This window comes from Aquimarina aggregata (assembly GCF_001632745.1).
Classification (GTDB): Bacteria; Bacteroidota; Bacteroidia; order Flavobacteriales; family Flavobacteriaceae; genus Aquimarina; species Aquimarina aggregata.
The window spans coordinates 549,930-567,732 of the sequence record NZ_LQRT01000013.1 but is presented as its reverse complement, the minus strand read 5'-3'; the positions used below and the strand labels follow the sequence as shown (position 1 = coordinate 567,732).

Annotated in this window: 14 protein-coding genes; all 14 read left to right on the top strand. The window is 34.6% G+C overall.

From position 1 onward, the window contains the following. Window positions 1-5: 5 nt before the first annotated feature. The 14 genes from AWE51_RS13790 (at window position 6) to AWE51_RS13725 (ending at window position 17,760) form a co-directional block, all read left to right on the top strand. Window positions 6-425 carry an HYC_CC_PP family protein gene (locus tag AWE51_RS13790; RefSeq protein WP_066314375.1) on the top strand — a complete coding sequence of 140 codons (420 nt, stop codon included), beginning with the start codon at window positions 6-8 and terminating at the stop codon, window positions 423-425. 122 nt (window positions 426-547) lie between these two features. Further along, window positions 548-4,309: an efflux RND transporter permease subunit gene (locus tag AWE51_RS13785; RefSeq protein WP_066314374.1), complete on the top strand. Its 3,762-nt coding sequence runs from the start codon at window positions 548-550 to the stop codon at window positions 4,307-4,309. After that, on the top strand, window positions 4,306-5,532 hold the full coding sequence (locus tag AWE51_RS13780) for a TolC family protein (RefSeq protein WP_066314372.1): 1,227 nt from the start codon (window positions 4,306-4,308) through the stop codon (window positions 5,530-5,532). Before AWE51_RS13785 ends, AWE51_RS13780 begins: the two co-directional genes overlap by 4 nt. A 52-nt stretch (window positions 5,533-5,584) precedes the next feature. Further along, window positions 5,585-5,842, top strand: coding sequence for a heavy metal-binding domain-containing protein (locus AWE51_RS13775; protein ID WP_066314371.1), 258 nt, complete (start codon window positions 5,585-5,587; stop codon window positions 5,840-5,842). A gap of 75 nt (window positions 5,843-5,917) precedes the next feature. Continuing rightward, window positions 5,918-6,652, top strand: coding sequence for a heavy-metal-associated domain-containing protein (locus AWE51_RS13770; protein ID WP_066314370.1), 735 nt, complete (start codon window positions 5,918-5,920; stop codon window positions 6,650-6,652). Continuing rightward, complete coding sequence (locus tag AWE51_RS13765) at window positions 6,649-8,418, top strand: efflux RND transporter periplasmic adaptor subunit (RefSeq protein ID WP_066314366.1); 1,770 nt, start codon at window positions 6,649-6,651, stop codon at window positions 8,416-8,418. The genes AWE51_RS13770 and AWE51_RS13765 overlap by 4 nt, the downstream gene beginning before the upstream one ends. Window positions 8,419-8,857: 439 nt before the next feature. Beyond that, window positions 8,858-9,277: a hypothetical protein gene (locus AWE51_RS13760; protein ID WP_066314364.1), complete on the top strand. Its 420-nt coding sequence runs from the start codon at window positions 8,858-8,860 to the stop codon at window positions 9,275-9,277. Between the two features lie 77 nt (window positions 9,278-9,354). Further along, window positions 9,355-10,656: an anaerobic C4-dicarboxylate transporter gene (locus AWE51_RS13755; protein WP_066314362.1), complete on the top strand. Its 1,302-nt coding sequence runs from the start codon at window positions 9,355-9,357 to the stop codon at window positions 10,654-10,656. Window positions 10,657-10,686: 30 nt separating this feature from the next. Beyond that, window positions 10,687-12,111 (top strand): aspartate ammonia-lyase, encoded by a 1,425-nt coding sequence (aspA, locus tag AWE51_RS13750; RefSeq protein ID WP_066314361.1) that lies wholly within the window; start codon window positions 10,687-10,689, stop codon window positions 12,109-12,111. Window positions 12,112-12,149: 38 nt separating this feature from the next. Continuing rightward, window positions 12,150-13,220 (top strand): type II asparaginase, encoded by a 1,071-nt coding sequence (locus AWE51_RS13745; protein WP_066314360.1) that lies wholly within the window; start codon window positions 12,150-12,152, stop codon window positions 13,218-13,220. A gap of 17 nt (window positions 13,221-13,237) precedes the next feature. Continuing rightward, window positions 13,238-13,906, top strand: coding sequence for a succinate dehydrogenase cytochrome b subunit (locus tag AWE51_RS13740; protein WP_082832438.1), 669 nt, complete (start codon window positions 13,238-13,240; stop codon window positions 13,904-13,906). Window positions 13,907-13,916: 10 nt separating this feature from the next. Continuing rightward, window positions 13,917-15,827 carry a fumarate reductase/succinate dehydrogenase flavoprotein subunit gene (locus tag AWE51_RS13735; RefSeq protein ID WP_066314358.1) on the top strand — a complete coding sequence of 637 codons (1,911 nt, stop codon included), beginning with the start codon at window positions 13,917-13,919 and terminating at the stop codon, window positions 15,825-15,827. Between the two features lie 6 nt (window positions 15,828-15,833). Continuing rightward, window positions 15,834-16,577, top strand: a complete 744-nt coding sequence (locus AWE51_RS13730; protein WP_066314357.1) for a succinate dehydrogenase/fumarate reductase iron-sulfur subunit — start codon at window positions 15,834-15,836, stop codon at window positions 16,575-16,577. 25 nt (window positions 16,578-16,602) lie between these two features. Continuing rightward, on the top strand, window positions 16,603-17,760 hold the full coding sequence (locus AWE51_RS13725) for a porin (protein ID WP_157766099.1): 1,158 nt from the start codon (window positions 16,603-16,605) through the stop codon (window positions 17,758-17,760). Window positions 17,761-17,803 lie beyond the last annotated feature (43 nt).

Here is a 17,803-nt window from a genome sequence, read left to right as displayed (position 1 = left end):
TGATAATGAGAAATGTATTTCATAAAATAATGTCGATAAGTATGGCTTTCGTAGTTCTTATAACTACGATGTCATTTACTATAGATATGCATTATTGTGGTAATACATTGGTTGATGTAGCATTGTTTAAAGAAGCCAAGTCTTGTGGCATGGAAATGCAACAATACAATAACCAAAATATAGATTTGTCGTTTACTAAAAAGTCATGTTGTTCAGATAAAAAGATAATTATTGAAGGGCAAGACAACTTAAAAGATACTAGCAAAACCATAAATCTTGAACAAGAGATTTTTATTACATCTTTTATTTATTCTTATATCAATCTTTTTGAGGGGATTGAAGAAACCAAGATTCCTTTTACAGCGTATTCACCACCCTATATTAAACAAGATGTACAAGTGCTACATCAGGTTTTCCTTATTTGATTTTTAGATTATGTTCCAAGTAAATAGATAGATGCATCTATTTAGTTAGGCCTTGAATTGATTTTGTAGTTTGTGAAATAACTTCGAAAACATCTATGTATTAATGTCTAAAAATCACATGTATGCTCAATAAAAGCATAAAATTCTTAATCGAAAATAAACTTGTCGCAGTAGTATTGTTACTCCTATTTGTAGGCTGGGGTATCATTAATACACCTTTTAATTGGGATATAGGTTTCTTACCAAGCCACCCCGTTTCTGTTGATGCAATTCCAGATATTGGAGAAAACCAACAAATTGTATTTACCAAATGGCAAGGTCGTTCTCCTCAAGATATAGAGGATCAAATTACATATCCTTTAACGACAGCATTACTAGGTGTTCCTGGAGTCAAAACTATTCGAAGTTCATCTATGTTCGGATTTTCGAGTATCTATATCATTTTTGAAGAAGATGTAGAGTTTTATTGGTCTAGAAGTAGAATTCTTGAAAAACTAAATTCTTTGCCAAATGGTTTGCTACCGCAAAATGTAAATCCCGTATTGGGACCAGATGCTACTGGTTTAGGGCAAATTTTTTGGTATACTCTAGAAGGTAGAGATAAACAAGGTAAGGTAACAGGAGGTTGGAATTTACATGAACTACGAAGTATACAAGATTATTACATTAAATATGCGCTATCTTCTGTAGGAGGAGTAGCCGAGGTAGCTTCTGTTGGAGGTTATGTTCAGGAGTATCAGGTAGATGTAGATCCTGAAAAAATGAGACAATATAACGTGAAATTAAAACATGTTGTAAAGGCGGTTAAAGAGAGTAATCAAGATATAGGAGCACAAACCCTAGAAATCAATCAAGCTGAATATTTTGTTCGTGGTTTGGGGTATGTAAAATCTATTGCAGATATAGAAAATGCGGTAGTTGCTTCAGAAAATTTCGCATCTCTAAAAATTAAAGATATTGCAAATGTTACGTTAGGACCTGCTAGCAGACGAGGTATTTTGGATAAAGAAGGGGCAGAAGTTGTTGGTGGCGTTGTCGTGTCTCGCTACGGTGCAAACCCAATGGAGGTCATCAATAATGTGAAAACAAAAATAGAGGAATTAAAAGAAGGATTACCGTCAAAAGTACTAACAGATGGTCGTGTATCTCAACTTACGGTAGTTCCTTTTTATGATCGAACAATACTTATAAAAGAGACACTAGATACACTTCATGAGGCATTGATTTTAGAGATTTTGATTACCATTTTGGTGATCGTTGTTATGGTTTTTAACCTAAGAGTTTCTATTTTGATTTCAGGAGTATTACCAGTTGCTGTTTTGATGGTTTTTGTGACTATGAAGTTATGTAATGTAGACGCAAATATAGTAGCGCTATCAGGTATAGCAATAGCAATAGGCACAATGGTTGATATTGGCGTCATCCTATCCGAAAATATGATACGGCATATGGATGATGATAAGTTGCGCTTTCGAGAAAATGGTATAGCATATACAACTAACGAGATTATGTATAATGCGACGACAGAGGTTTCGGGAGCTATCCTAACAGCAGTGCTTACCACAATAATTAGTTTTGTACCTGTTTTTGCAATGATAGGTGCCGAAGGAAAATTATTTCGTCCGCTTGCTTTTACCAAAACAATGGCCCTTTTGGCTGCGTTGATCATTGCTTTGTTTTTAATACCTCCATTTGCAGCGTATTTATTTAAAAAAAGAAATACCAAATTATCATTAAAATACATAATACATATTTTACTCCTAGTATTAGGAATAGTAGCAATAATTTTGGGGTATTGGTTAGGTGTCATCCTACTTGCATTTGGTATAGCAGGTATTCTAAAAATAAGAGGTACGCTTGATGAGATAAAGGGAAACTTAATTAAAGTAATCATTTCTGTCATTGCTATCATAGGTATTCTTGCCCAATATTGGCGACCCTTAGGTTTTGATAGAAGTATAGCTGTAAACTTAATTTTTGTGGCTATAATTTGTTTTGTGGTTTTGGGAATTTTTATAGTTTTTAAAAGATATTACGAGCAGATTTTGAGATGGGCTTTAGAAAATAAAGTATTGTTTCTTATCATTCCTACAATCGTCTTTATTTCTGGATTGTGGATAATGAATACTACTGGAAAAGAATTTATGCCATCACTAGATGAAGGTTCTTTTTTACTAATGCCTACTTCCTTACCACATGCTGGAGTAGAAGAGAATAAACGTGTGTTACAACAGCTAGATATGGCAGTGGCTACAATCCCCGAAATAAAAACTGTCGTTGGTAAAGCCGGAAGAATAGAGTCGGCGCTGGACCCAGCACCATTATCGATGTATGAAAATATGATTCAGTATAAATCTGAATATATGCGTAATACCAAATCAAAGAGACAACGTTACAAAGTAAACGAAGATGGGCTTTTTGTATTAAAAGATAATAGCTTTACAATCAATCCCAATTCAGATATAGATCATGAAAAAATCAAGCATTACGCTGATAAACTAAGAGATCCATTCACTGTTAAAAGAGAACACTTAGTTAAGGACCAAGATGGTGAGTTTTATCGTAATTGGCGCCCTCAAATTAAGAATCCAGATGATATTTGGAACGAAATAATAAAAGTTACGAGATTACCAGGAATAACTTCTGCCCCTAAATTGCAACCTATTGAGACCCGATTGGTAATGCTCCAAACAGGAATGCGAGCGCCTATGGGGATTAAAATAAAAGGTCAGAATTTGACTCAAATAGAGACTTTTGGTATACGATTAGAAACTATGCTAAAACAAGTAAAAGGTGTAAAAGAACAAGCTGTTTTTGCAGATCGTATTGTAGGTAAACCGTATGTATTAATTGATATCAAAAGAGAACAGCTAGCAAGGTACGGCATATCAATTACAGATGTACAACAAGTTTTGCAAGTAGCTGTAGGAGGGGTGCCTCTTACACAGACTGTCGAAGGTCGTGAACGTTACAGAGTTCGAGTACGTTATCCTAGAGAGTTACGAGGTAATATAGACGATCTTAAAACGATTTATGTTCCTTTAAAAAAGGGTAATCCAATACCTCTTGGCGAATTAGTTGATATTCGTTATGAGCAAGGACCACAAGTAATTAAAAGTGAAGACACATTCCTTGTAGGGTATGTGTTATTTGATAAGCTTGATGGTTTTGCAGAAGTCGATGTAGTAGAAAGTGCACAAGCTTTGTTTAAACAAAAGATAGCTACAGGAGAATTAATTATTCCCAAAGGAGTTAGTTATCAATTTACAGGAACTTATGAAAATCAACTACGAGCGCAAAAAACACTTTCGCTTGTAGTTCCATTAGCACTTATAAGTATCTTTTTGATTTTGTATTTCCAGTTCAAATCAGTGACTACGTCTCTTATGGTATTTACTAGCATTGCTATCGCTTTTGCAGGAGGCTTTATTATGATTTGGCTCTATGGTCAGGATTGGTTTTTTAATTTTAACCTGTTTGGGGAGAATATGCGAGAATTGTTTAATATGAAAACTATCAATTTAAGTGTGGCAGTTTGGATAGGGTTCATTGCATTATTTGGAATCGCGACTGATGATGGAGTAGTAATGGCAACGTATCTTACGCAAACTTTTGATCGAGATAAACCAACAAGCAAAAGTAGTATTCGAGATACAGCATTAGAGGCTGCTCAAAAAAGAATCCGCCCTTGTTTAATGACTACAGTAACAACAGTCCTTGCCCTGTTTCCTATATTAACTTCTACAGGTAAAGGAAGTGATATTATGATACCAATGGCTATCCCGATTCTAGGAGGAATGGTGATTGATGTTACATCTTATTTTATTGTACCTGTTTTATACAGCTGGAGAGAAGAATTTAAATTAAAAATAGCGAACAAATGAAAAATATTAAAATTACGATTTGTGTTTTGTTTGTTTTCACTTTTCACTTTATTGAAGCACAACAATTACAATCTTTTATTGAAGATGCAAAACGCAATAATCCAGAGATTCAAGGATACCTTCTTCGACACAATATAGCCGAGGAAAAAATAAATGAAGCCAACTGGATTCCAAATACAGAATTTAGTGCAGGTTACTTTGTAAGTGAACCAGAAACTAGAACAGGAGCACAACGTGCACGATTTTCGGCAAGACAGAAATTACCTTGGTTTGGTGCCATTACCGCTAGAGAAAATTACGCAAGTGCAATGGCAGATGCCGAATATGTAGAAATCGCCATTGCAAAACGAAAATTAACACTTTCTGTTTCTCAGTCATATTATAGGCTTTATACTATAAAAGCAAAACAAAAAGTACTCAATGAAAATATTCGACTCTTAAAAACATATGAAAAACTAGCATTAACATCGGTAGAAGTAGGTAAAGCTTCTGTGGTTGATGTGCTACGCCTACAGATACGACAAAATGAATTACAACAACAAGTAGAAGTATTAGATGAAGCGTATTTAGGAGAACAAATAACCTTTAATAAACTCCTGAACAGAGAAGGAAATGTTGTAGTTAATATCTTAGAAGAATTATCGTTACCAAAAGAAGATGCAGTATATGATAGCAATAGATTACCATTTAATCCAGAGCTACTTAAATACGATAAATTGTATGAGTCTGTAGTACAATCAGAAGTATTAAATAAATCTGAACATAATCCCATGATAGGTTTTGGATTGGATTATGTACCTGTTTCTGAAAGACCTGATTTGAGTTTTTCTGATAATGGGAAAGATATTCTTATGCCTATGATTTCGGTATCCATTCCTGTTTTTAATAAAAAGTATGATTCAAAAAGTAAACAGAATGAGCTTAAACAGCTAGAAATAACGTCTCAAAAGGATAATCGATTAAATGTTTTAGAGTCTGCTTTTGCGAAAGCAATATCAAGACGAAATCAAGCAAGGATACAATATAATATGCAAGTTAAGAATATAAAGCAAACCAATGATGCCGAAGAAATTCTTATAAAAGGCTATGAAGCCGAAGCTATTAATTTTAATGAGTTATTGGATATACAAGAGCTAGGTTTAAAGTTTAAAATCAATCAAATAAGTGCTATATCGGCATATTATGAGGAAAGTGCGATAGTTAATTATTTAATAGCAGAATAAGACAAAACAATGAAATTTAAAAAATTATTATTGTCGAAATAAACAAAATACAATGAGTAAAAAAATAAAATCAATTTTAACGGCCTTACTAGTAGTTACAACAGTTTTAATAATATCTTGTAAAGGCAGTACTACAGAAACTAATATCGAAGTGATAAACGAAAGTAAAGGTAAAGAATATACTGCTGCTTACGTTTGTCCTATGCATTGCAAAGGAAGCGGGAGCGATAAAGAAGGTAAATGCCCTGTATGTAGTATGGCTTATGTGCCTAATAATGATTCCGAACATGTTGATCATCAACATGAATAAAAACAACTAGTAATTCTGATAGCATATTTAAGAATAGTACAGAGGTATCATTACTAGATTAAAAAAGAAAAGAAAATGACAGAGATATATACAATTACAGGAATGACTTGTAATGGATGCCGAACAGGTGTCGAAAAAAAACTTAATGGAATACCCGAAGTAAAAATGGCCACGGTAAACCTAGAAAAAGGAGAAGCCATTATTGCGACAGAAAAACCGATTAAGATTCATGATTTAGAATCTGTACTACCAGAAAAATATACGATTACCCCAAAACGAGGGCATCCAGTTATAGAGAATGACTCATCTACGGTAAAAAAAACAGGTAAATCAAAGCTTGAGCAATTAAAACCTTTACTTCTTATTTTGGGCTATATTACAGTAGCGAGTATACTTATTCATCGTAAGGATTGGAATGTAAGCGAAATGATGCTTGACTTTATGGGGTTATTTTATATTGTATTCAGCTTTTTTAAATTATTAGATTTAAAAGGATTTCCTGATAGTTTTGCAATGTATGATCCGTTAGCAAAAAAGATTCCCATATATGGTCGAATATACCCGTTTATAGAAATGGGATTAGGATTACTGTTTTTATTACGATTTGAAATTTTTATAGCTCTCGTTGTTACAATCATCATTTTGGGTATAACTACAATAGGGGTTACCAAAACTTTGTTGGACAAAAAAGCTATTCAATGTGCATGTCTAGGAACAGCTCTTAAGCTACCAATGACTGAAGCTACTTTTATAGAAAATGCAATTATGATAGTAATGGCAGTACTAATGTTAGTGAATTATATAGTATGAATAAAAACATTTTATATCTCGGTATTGCAGTTGGTATAGGAGTACTTACAGGTTATGTATTGTTTGGTAGTCATAATGCTTCTACGGCACAAGAAAAAATGTTAGATGATCATGAACATGTAGCTTCTGATAACCAAATTTGGACGTGCTCAATGCATCCACAGATTATGCAATCAGAATCGGGTGATTGTCCCATCTGCGGAATGGATTTAATCCCAAGAACTTCTGGAGAAAGTGGTTTGGAACCGAATGAAATCAAAATGACCGAAAATGCAATGGCATTAGCAAATATTCAAACGAGTATTATAGGTAATGCATCAACAGGTAAAGAAAAGGAAACAATTTCATTATCAGGTAAGATTGTAATTAATGAAGATAAAGTAGCAATTCAACCTGCCCATTTTAATGGTAGAATAGAAAAATTGTATATTACTTCGATAGGTGAAAGTGTTAAAAAAGGACAAGCTGTCGCTACCATATATTCTCCAGAATTAGTAGCTGCCCAACAAGAATTAATGACAACCTATACGCTAAGAGAATCGCAGCCACAATTATATAAAGCAGTACGCAACAAGTTTAAAAACTGGAAAATTCATGATTCACAACTAGATGAGGTTATAAAAACTGGTAAAACAAAAACAAGTTTTACTATTTATTCCCATGTTTCAGGTGTTGTTAGTGAAATAGGTGTTAGCAATGGAGCACATATTATGGATGGAAAACCTATCTTTAAAGTAACAAACTTAAATACGGTATGGGCAGAATTTGATGTTTATGAAAATCAAATTTCTCAATTTAAGAAAGGACAAAAAATAAAAGTTTCTACAAATGCATATCCAAATAAGCAGTTTGATGCTGTTATTTCGTTTATTGATCCTATTCTTAATACAAGTACAAGAACAGTAACGGTACGCACAACATTAGAAAACAAGAAAAGTTTACTCAAACCTGGCATGTTTGTATCAGGAAAAATCCAAAGTTCGATTAATGTTACAGAAAAATTAGTAAGTATTCCTGCAAGTGCACTTTTGTGGACAGGAAAACGTTCTTTGGTGTACGTAAAAACAGATCCTAACAGTCCTGTTTTTGAAATGCGAGAAGTAATAATAGGCACTCGTAATACAGATTCATATACTATTGTATCAGGTTTAAAAAATGGAGACGAAATTGTTACCAATGGTACATTTACTGTGGATGCCGCTGCCCAGTTACAAGGTAAAAAGTCAATGATGAACAAACCAAGTGTCAAAACAATATTGAGTAAGGATAAAAATATAAGAACACAAGAAAATAGCGATAGTGATGTAATGATAGAAATGAAATTACCAGAAAGTGTTCAAATAGCTTTTCAATCTGTTCTTGTATCTTATTTACAAATGAAAGATGCTTTTGTAGCCAGTGATGCCAATCAAGTCTCAGTTTTTGCTAAAGCAACATCCGAAAAAATGCAGGGGTTAATGAAAAGTGATTTAGGTAAATTAGAAAAGGAATACTTTCTAAATAGTATTGATTTATTAACATCAATATCTTCAAATAAAGATTTAGAAAAGCAACGATCTTTTTATGTAACACTTAATGAAAATTTGATTGCGCTTATTACGAATGTTACATCATTTAAAAACACACTTTACATACAAAAATGCCCTATGGCAAATAGTAACAAAGGGGCCGTATGGCTTAGTACAGAAAAAGAAATACGTAATCCTTACTTTGGTGATGAGATGTTAACCTGTGGTAGCACAATAGAAGTTATTCCGAGTTTATAACGTATTAGGATACATAAAGAATGGCTTAATAGTATAGATAAAATCAGATTAAAATAAACAATAAGGATCAATAACTGTTCATTAACTTGTTGTTTAAAAATTTATTCGTTTTAATAGTCCTGATTTGGAAAGTATATTAGATAAAATTTCATCCTCATTTTAGTATAAAAATTCGTTGAAAATTATAGTTTTTATAAATTCTCATAGATTATAAATACATGTTTGGCTTGAACCAAATTGATAATCATAGTATATAATAAAGTATTTATTTTTAAGTAAAATATTAGGCTTTATATGAAAAAAAGATTTCAATGTTAAGTTGAGATATTTCACGTTTAATTTAGGTCACTTCACTTAAATTATTAGTAATTCAACATTAATATCGAATTATCTTCACTAAGAATTCTAATGTCATTGTTGTTTATAAAATTATATAGATATGTATGGTACTCACTTCATCACAATCTTTTTGGCTTGTTTTTGTTTTTTCAATATACAAGCACAAGAATTAACAGACGAACAAAAAGAACGACTCGAATACAAAGTTGATATTTTTTCCTCAGGCGAAAAAGAGTTACAAAGATTATGGTATGAAGACCGCATGGATAAAATGAAGTTACGCGGAGAACTTCGAAAAGATTATCATAATATAGTTGTTTATCATGCTTATAAAATGAAACGCCTTGATGACTTGGATAAAGGCTTAAATGATAATAAAATACGTAAGCAACTCCAAAAACAACTGTTGTTACTTCATGAAGATGTTGAGGATATTTTGAGTCTAGAACAATTCGAGATTCATGAGAAAAGTTGGGAGGCCATCTTGAAAGCTGTTTTATCAGAAAAAGAATTGAACTAAAGATAGTTAGTTTAACAAAGTACCCTTAAGGGTAATAGGTTTTAAGTATACGATTTTAAATAACTAAATAAAGTATTATGATCTGGATAGAATTACTTGTTGTTCTCTTTTTTATTTTTTTAGGTTCAAAAATGGGAGGTATAGGTATTGGTTATGCCGGTGGTGCTGGTGTCGTGGTATTGACTCTTATTTTTGGATTAGAAGCAGGTTCTGTGCCTGTAGATGTGATTTTGATTATTATGGCAGTAATTTCTGCTATTGCTGCAATGCAGCGTGCAGGTGGCTTAGATTACTTAGTTCATTTATCAGAAAAAATTCTCCGCAAAAACCCAAAACGAGTTACTTTTATCGCTCCTACGGTTACGTATTGGATGACATTACTTGCAGGTACAGGACATACGGCTTATGCAGCTTTACCTGTAATTACTGAAGTAGCAAAAGAAGGTAATATAAGACCTTCAAAACCTTTAAGTATTTCGGTGGTAGCATCTCAAATTGCAATTACAGCTTCACCGATCTCAGCGGCAGTAGTGATTTTTGCGAGCTTTCTTGAGCCTTTAGGAGTGTCCTATCTACAGTTGTTAGGTGTGGCAATTCCTTCTACAATTTTAGCCTGTATGGTTGGTGCAATCGTGGCTAATAGATTAGGTAAACCACTTTCAGAAGATCCAGTTTATCAAGAAAGACTTAAGGCTGGACTTGTGAAACAAAAAAGTGGAGAGCGTCAAGAAAATTCAAAAAGCTCAAAATATTCTGTTGCAATATTTGGGGCGGCTATTCTAATTATAGTTACCTATGCTAGTTTGATTTCAAAAAAAGTAGGTCTAATTGCAGATCCAACAATTGGGCGTAATCATGCAATAATGGCAATTATGTTGCTTGCAGCTATGGTTATAGCATTGGTTTGTAAGATTAAGCTTAGTGATATACCAGGAATGTCAACTTTCAAATCAGGCATGAGTGCATGTATTTGTGTTTTGGGTGTTGCCTGGTTAGGAGACACCTTTGTGAGCAATCATATTGAAGAAATCAAGGAAGCCGCAGGTGGATTATTGAATCAGTATTCTTGGTTGCTAGCTATTGTATTATTCTTTGCGAGTATGCTTTTGTATTCACAAGCGGCTACTACAACAGCATTAATGCCAGCGGCATTGGCTTTGGGAGTAAGTCCACTAGCAGCCATTGCGTCTTTTGCAGCGGTTAGCGCATTATTTGTATTGCCTACATATCCAACCTTATTGGCCGCGGTAGAAATGGACGACACAGGTTCTACCAAAATAGGAAAATATGTATTTAATCATTCATTTATTATACCGGGAACGGTTACCATTGCCGCAAGTGTTGCATTTGGATTTCTATTTGGCAGTATGATATTATAAAGCAATAAAAAAACAAGAAAATATATAAAGATGAAAACGAGAGTAGAAGAAGACTTATTAGGAAAATTAGAAATAGACGAAAGCCTATACTATGGAGTTCACACACAAAGGGCCATTAATAATTTTGAAATTTCAAATTCAGTAATAGGAGACTATCCATTTTTTGTAAAAGGATTAGTAGTTACTAAAAAGGCTTGTGCATGCGCTAATAAAGAAATAGGAACGATTCCATCCGATAAAGCAGATATGATTATTCAAGCATGTGATGAAATTCTAGAAAATGTATATAAGTATATAGCATACTTTCCTTCAGATGTATTTCAAGGAGGAGCAGGTACTTCTGTAAATATGAATGCCAATGAGGTAATTGCAAATGTAGGTCTTGTTTTGAATGGTCATGAGAAAGGAAGTTATGATATTCTACATCCTAATGATCATGTAAATAAATCACAATCAACGAACGATGCATATCCAACAGGTTTTAGAGTAGCTGTTTATTATTATATCAATCATTTGTTGGAAAAAATCAATGTGTTAACGACTAGTTTCGATAGAAAAGCTGCCGAATTTAAAAAAGTCATTAAAATGGGGAGAACGCAATTACAAGATGCTGTACCTATGTCTTTGGGAGATGAATTTGGAGCTTGGTCTTCTAATCTAAAAGAAGAAACAAAAAACTTAAAAAATTGTCGTGATCTCATTTTAGAAGTTAATCTGGGCGCTACAGCAATCGGAACACGAGTAAATGCACCAGATGGTTTCACAGAACTGTCCATAGGATATTTACAACAATTCACAAAAGCTAGTTTTGTGCCTGCAGCCAATTTGATAGAAGCTACTTCTGACTGTGGAGCTTATGTTATGATTTCTGGAGCTTTGAAAAGAACAGCAGTTAAGTTGTCTAAAATTTGTAATGATTTAAGATTACTTTCTTCTGGGCCCAGATGTGGATTAAATGAAATTAACCTTCCAGAAATGCAAGCTGGTTCTTCGATCATGCCAGCGAAGGTAAATCCGGTAATTCCTGAAGTAGTAAATCAGGTATGTTTTAAGATTATAGGAAATGATGTGACAATTTCATTTGCTTCAGAAGCAGGACAATTACAGTTAAACGTTATGGAGCCAGTAATAGCACAATGTATGTTCGAGTCGGTTGAACTACTCTCTAATGCTTGCGTTACTCTTGCTAAAAAATGTATTGATGGTATTACATCAAATGAAGAACATACCAAGCAAATGGTATTCAATTCAGTAGGGATCATTACTTTTCTTAACCCATACATTGGCCACCATATGGGTGATGTTATTGGGAAAGAAGCTGTTGCTACAGGTAAAAGCATTCGTGAATTAGTATTGGAGAAGGAATTGCTTTCAGAAGAAGAATTAGATAAAATTCTAAGCGTAGATAATTTGATGCATCCTAAATATACAGCTGCATTACATAAACAGAATTGATTGTTCAAAAAAAATAGAGAATTATAAACTCTTTTATTATGAAATTCCTAAATATAAAAATAGTGGCTTTTCTAATTGCAGTTACTTTAACTGCTGTTGGGTTTGCTCAAGACACAGACCTCCCAAATGTTAAAATTCTAGCAACAGGAGGTACTATAGCAGGGGCTGCTTCATCGGCAACTTCTGGTAGTTACTCTGCAGGTCAAATTGGGATTCAGACCATGATTAATGCAGTTCCTGGTATAAAAAAACTAGCCGATGTTTCTGGAGAACAAGTTGCCAATGTAGGGTCACAAGATATAACGGTAGAAATCTGGTTGAAATTGGCAAATCGTATTAATGAACTGTTAGCTTCTGATGATGTAGATGGTATAGTCGTAACCCATGGTACTGATACGCAAGAAGAAACGGCGTATTTTCTAAGTTTGGTTGTCAAAAGTGATAAACCAGTGGTTACTACAGGTTCTATGCGTTCCTCAACATCCATAAGTGCAGAAGGTCCATTGAATCTATACAATGCTGTTGCTATCGCCTCAAATCCAGAAGCCAAAGGAAAAGGTGTGATGGTATCACTTAATGATCAAATACATGCTGCTCGTGACGTGAGTAAAATGAATACGACTAATGTGAACAGTTTTCAATCTCCGATTAAAGGAATGTTAGGAGGTGTGTTTTACGGTAGACTAGGCTTTTTTCGTGAGCCTAACACTAAATTTGGAAACACTAGTAAGTTTTCGATAACTGGTGTTAAAGAATTGCCTCGTGTGGATATTATCTATGCCTATGCTGATATGTCTCCAGATTTAATAGATATGCATGTGAAAGCTGGTGCCAAAGGTATTGTAATTGCAGGTGTTGGAAATGGTAATATGACGGATGCAATCTTGAAAGCAGCTAAAAAGGCGTACGAAGACCACGGTGTGATTATTGTCAGAAGCACCCGAGCAGCCACGGGATGGGTTTTGCGAGACAATGAATTTAAAGATGCCGATTATCATACGATCGCATCAGGAGATTTAAACCCTGCTAAAGCGAGAATTTTATTAATGCTTGCACTTTCTAAGGGTGAAAAATTAAATGATATGCAAGAACTTTTTTATACGTACTAATTTAACAGAAATAAATTATGCCAATAAATCCGTTGTTTTTTAGAAAAACATTAGTTGCAGGAACAGGATTATTCTTATGTGTTTTCTTAATAGTACATCTCTCTGCTAACTGCATTCTTCTGCTGCCAGAAGATATCGCAAGAGGAATGTATAATTCATATTCGACTACATTAAGAGAAAACCCTTTGATAAAGATTGTTGCCTATTTGTTGTATCTATCTATTATTCTTCATGTGGTATATGCATTATTGATTACTATCAGAAACAGAAAAGCTAAACCACAAAAATATGTTATGAATCACGCTAACGAAAATAGCACCTGGTCTTCTCGAAACATGGGGGTTTTAGGAACTCTTATTTTGATCTTTATCGTGATACATTTAGTAAATTTTTGGGCGCGTATCAAATTAGGATTTGGTGATGCAGTAGGATTAGATATACAGGGAAATAAAGATGTATATGAAGTAACGTATAGTCTTTTTCAAAACATTTATTATGTTATTTTTTATACGATTATTTCGGTACCTCTGGCATTTCACTTGTATCATGGTTTTAAAAGCGGTTTTAAGACTTTAGGCTTTTATCATAAAAAAGGATTAAAGATTATAGCAAAGTTCTCTTTGGGTTATGCTCTCATTATGGGTATTGGTTTCGGGATTATACCATTCATTGTTTATTTCAAATAGTAGCAGTAGTATGAAATTAGATTCAAAAATTCCAGAAGGAAAACTAGAAGACAAGTGGCGTAACTATCAGGTTACATCACAATTAATTAACCCTGCCAATAAAAAGAAGTTAAATGTTATTGTCGTAGGTTCAGGACTTTCCGGTGCAGGAGCAGCTTCTACGCTTGCAGAATTAGGATATGATGTACAGTGCTTTTGTTACCAGGATTCTGCCAGAAGGGCACACTCTGTAGCAGCACAGGGAGGCATCAATGCAGCTAAGAATTATCAACATGATGGAGATAGTGTTTGGAGAATGTTTTATGATACCTTAAAAGGAGGAGATTTTAGATCTCGTGAAGCCAATACGTATAGACTTGCAGAATTATCAGCTCCACTGATTGATCATTATGTACAACAAGGAGTTCCCTTTGCAAGAGAATATGGAGGCGTATTGGTTAATCGCAGTTTTGGGGGAGTACAGGTACAACGTACTTTTTATGCCAGAGGGCAAACAGGGCAACAATTATTAATGGCTGCATATTCTCAGTTGTATAAAATGGTACGTGCTAAGAAGGTAAAAATGTTCCCACGTAGTGAAATGCTAGATTTGGTAGTTATTAATGGAAAAGCAAAAGGAATCATTGTTCGTGATTTGGTAACAGGTGAATTAAAACGCTACGCGGCAGATGCAGTAGTACTTGCTACTGGTGGATATTCTCGTGTTTTTAGATTATCTACACTGGCTATTGGTTGTAATGGTAGTGCCTTATGGAAAGCTCATAAAAAAGGTGCCTTATTTGCAGCTCCTAGTTTTACACAAATTCATCCTACAGCCTTACCACAATCCAGTGAAGCACAATCTAAGCTTACTTTGATGTCTGAATCTTTACGAAATGATGGAAGAATATGGGTGCCTAAACAACAAGAAGATGCCAGAAAAGCAAACGATATCCCTGAAGAAGAACGAGATTACTATTTAGAACGTAGATATCCAAGTTTTGGAAACTTAGCACCTCGTGATATTGCTTCGCGAGCCGCAAAAGAAAGAATAGATGCAGGATATGGCGTTGGTAGATTAAAGAATGCCGTATATCTCGATTTTAAACATGCAATCGAAAAATTCGGAATCCAGACCATAAAAGATCGTTATGGTAATCTGTTTACGATGTATAAAAAAATTACAGGGATTGACGCTTATAAAGAACCCATGCAAATTTCACCTGCAGCTCATTTCTCTATGGGTGGATTGTGGGTAGATTATGAATTAATGACGACTATTCCAGGTTTATATGCTATAGGAGAATGTAATTTCTCTGATCATGGTGCAAATCGTCTAGGTGCAAATTCCCTGCTTCAAGCGAGTATTGATGGGTATTTCGTATTACCCAATACAATTAATAATTATCTGGCAAGCGCTTTAAAAGAAGAGCATCCTACTACAGACCATCCTGAATTTGAAAAGGCTGAAAAAGAGGTGAAAGCTAGTATTGATAGCATTTTAAATATTAATGGAACAAAAACTGTAGATCATTTCCATAGAGAATTAGGCAAGGTGATGTGGCAAGAGTGTGCTATGAGTCGCAACAAAGATGGTCTTGAAAAAGCGATAGAACAAATAGAAATAATACGAAATGAGTTCTGGAATGATGTAAAAGTTACAGGAGATAGTAAAGAATTAAATACAGAACTCGAAAAAGCTTTACGATTAGCCGATTTTATTGAACTAGGTATCCTTATGTGTACCGATGCGTTGGAGCGTGATGAATCTTGTGGAGCACATTTTAGAGAAGAATTCCAGACTGAAGATGGTGAAGCCGTGAGAGTAGATGACGACTATTCATATGTATCTGCTTGGGAGTATGATGATGGCGATTTTAAGCTGCACAAGGAAGAACTAGAATTTGAATTTGTAAAACCTTCGGTTAGAAGTTATAAATGATATATTATGCAAGTAACATTCAAAATATGGAGACAGGAAGGACCTGACTATAAAGGAGCGATTAGAGACTATGAAGTTGACGGATTGACTGGTGATATGTCTTTTCTCGAAGCACTGGATCATTTAAATGAATTATTGGTTCTTAAAAACGAAAAAGTAATTGCTTACGAATATGATTGTCGCGAAGGAATTTGTGGGCAATGTGGCGTTTTTATTAATGGTCGTGCACATGGCCCACACGATAATATGACTACCTGTCAATTGCATATGCGTAGCTTTAAAGATGGAGATACTATTGTTGTAGAACCTTGGAGAGCCTCTTCTTTTCCGGTGATTAAAGATTTGATTGTAGACCGTTCTGCTTTTGATAGAATTATAGAGCAAGGAGCATATATAACCGCAAAAACAGGAACCGCACCAGAGGCCAATGCAATTCCTATACCCAAAGAAGTGTCAGATAACGCTATGGATGCTGCTGCCTGTATTGGATGTGGAGCATGTGTAGCTACCTGTAAGAATTCTTCTGCAGCCTTATTTACTTCGGCAAAGATTAATCACTTAAATCAACTACCACAAGGAAAAGCAGAAGAACACAAACGTGTACAAGAGATGACCTATCAAATGGAAATTGAAGGATTTGGTAGTTGCACGTTTACAGGTGCCTGTGAAGTAGAATGTCCAGAGGAAATTTCAATACTAAATATAGCAGAAATGAATGCTCGTAATGCTAAAGCTAAGTTATTTGGTTAACCCTGTTTTTTTAAAAATATATAAAATGAAAAACGCCAATTTACCTTTGATAAAAATACTAATGATTGTTATGGCTTTGTTCCTAATGAATGGAATATCAGCACAAACCACTATCCCTGAAGAAACAACAACTTCAGAAACTGAAACAAAAGACTCAAATTGGATAGAAGAAATCACCTCTCGGGTTACGCCTTATGGTACTATACGAATTGGGGCTGGTTTTGCCGAAGAAGGTGAAATAGGAATTTCTAATAATGCGCCTCGTATAGGGTTAAAATTTAAACATGCGTTGTCCAATGACGAAGCAGAAAATTTTAATGTTATTGGTGGGATTGAATTTGGTGTAAACCTGGTATCCAGAGACGATACGGTAGAGTTTGCGGTTGACCCTGGAGCAGGAATTGCACAAGTAGGGGATGCCGTTTTTGCAAGATTAGGATTTGTGGGAGTATCTTATCAAGATTTTGAATTTACATTTGGGAAACAAAACTCCGTGTATTATACTTTAGGTGCGAATCAGATAGATCGTTTCCTTGCCTTTGGAGGAGCTGCTATTGGTGTTTGGAATATCTCTGATGGAGGAATTTCGGGTACAGGTCGTGCGAATCAGGTTTTTATTCTAAAATATAAGAACAAAGGGCTTACATTAGGAGCCCAAATGCAAGCAAGAAACATTTCTGATAATAGTGAGAGTATAGATACTTATGGGTTTGGTGTGAACTATACTATTGATGGATTTACCATTGGAGCCGGTTATAATAAAGTGAATGACGGAGTTGAAGACCCATTACCAAATCAAGCAAAAGAGGGAGATGAAGCCTTCGTTACTTCTGCTTCTTTTGAAAAAGATCGCTTTACGGTAGCTGCATCTTACGCTATTTTAAAACAACATCAACAAGTTGGGGATATTTTTTACGATGCTACCGGTATTGAATTCTATGCTCGTTATAAATTCTCAACTAATCAAAGATGGCATGTTGCTGCTGGTTTCAATTATTTAAAACCAGACGATGATGAAAACTTAGGAGATTTCGATTCCAAATTCGGAATTGTGGAAGTTGGATATAACTTTAAAAAAGCTAGTCACATTTTTGTTGCAGCAGATATCGATCAAAGTGAGGACAGCAATGGAGATAGCCGTAATCAAAGTGTTTTTGGCATAGGAATCCGATTTGGGTTTTGAATGAGACAGAATACTAAACAAACTGATTATGGATAAAATTATA

Bases quoted from the DNA above. Each gene is read 5' to 3' on its own strand.
- AWE51_RS13790 (WP_066314375.1), top strand. From the start codon at position 6: ATGAGAAATGTATTTCATAAAATAATGTCGATAAGTATGGCTTTCGTA.
- AWE51_RS13785 (WP_066314374.1), top strand. From the start codon at position 548: ATGCTCAATAAAAGCATAAAATTCTTAATCGAAAATAAACTTGTCGCA.
- AWE51_RS13780 (WP_066314372.1), top strand. From the start codon at position 4,306: ATGAAAAATATTAAAATTACGATTTGTGTTTTGTTTGTTTTCACTTTT.
- AWE51_RS13775 (WP_066314371.1), top strand. From the start codon at position 5,585: ATGAGTAAAAAAATAAAATCAATTTTAACGGCCTTACTAGTAGTTACA.
- AWE51_RS13770 (WP_066314370.1), top strand. From the start codon at position 5,918: ATGACAGAGATATATACAATTACAGGAATGACTTGTAATGGATGCCGA.
- AWE51_RS13765 (WP_066314366.1), top strand. From the start codon at position 6,649: ATGAATAAAAACATTTTATATCTCGGTATTGCAGTTGGTATAGGAGTA.
- AWE51_RS13760 (WP_066314364.1), top strand. From the start codon at position 8,858: ATGTATGGTACTCACTTCATCACAATCTTTTTGGCTTGTTTTTGTTTT.
- AWE51_RS13755 (WP_066314362.1), top strand. From the start codon at position 9,355: ATGATCTGGATAGAATTACTTGTTGTTCTCTTTTTTATTTTTTTAGGT.
- aspA (WP_066314361.1), top strand. From the start codon at position 10,687: ATGAAAACGAGAGTAGAAGAAGACTTATTAGGAAAATTAGAAATAGAC.
- AWE51_RS13745 (WP_066314360.1), top strand. From the start codon at position 12,150: ATGAAATTCCTAAATATAAAAATAGTGGCTTTTCTAATTGCAGTTACT.
- AWE51_RS13740 (WP_082832438.1), top strand. From the start codon at position 13,238: ATGCCAATAAATCCGTTGTTTTTTAGAAAAACATTAGTTGCAGGAACA.
- AWE51_RS13735 (WP_066314358.1), top strand. From the start codon at position 13,917: ATGAAATTAGATTCAAAAATTCCAGAAGGAAAACTAGAAGACAAGTGG.
- AWE51_RS13730 (WP_066314357.1), top strand. From the start codon at position 15,834: ATGCAAGTAACATTCAAAATATGGAGACAGGAAGGACCTGACTATAAA.
- AWE51_RS13725 (WP_157766099.1), top strand. From the start codon at position 16,603: ATGAAAAACGCCAATTTACCTTTGATAAAAATACTAATGATTGTTATG.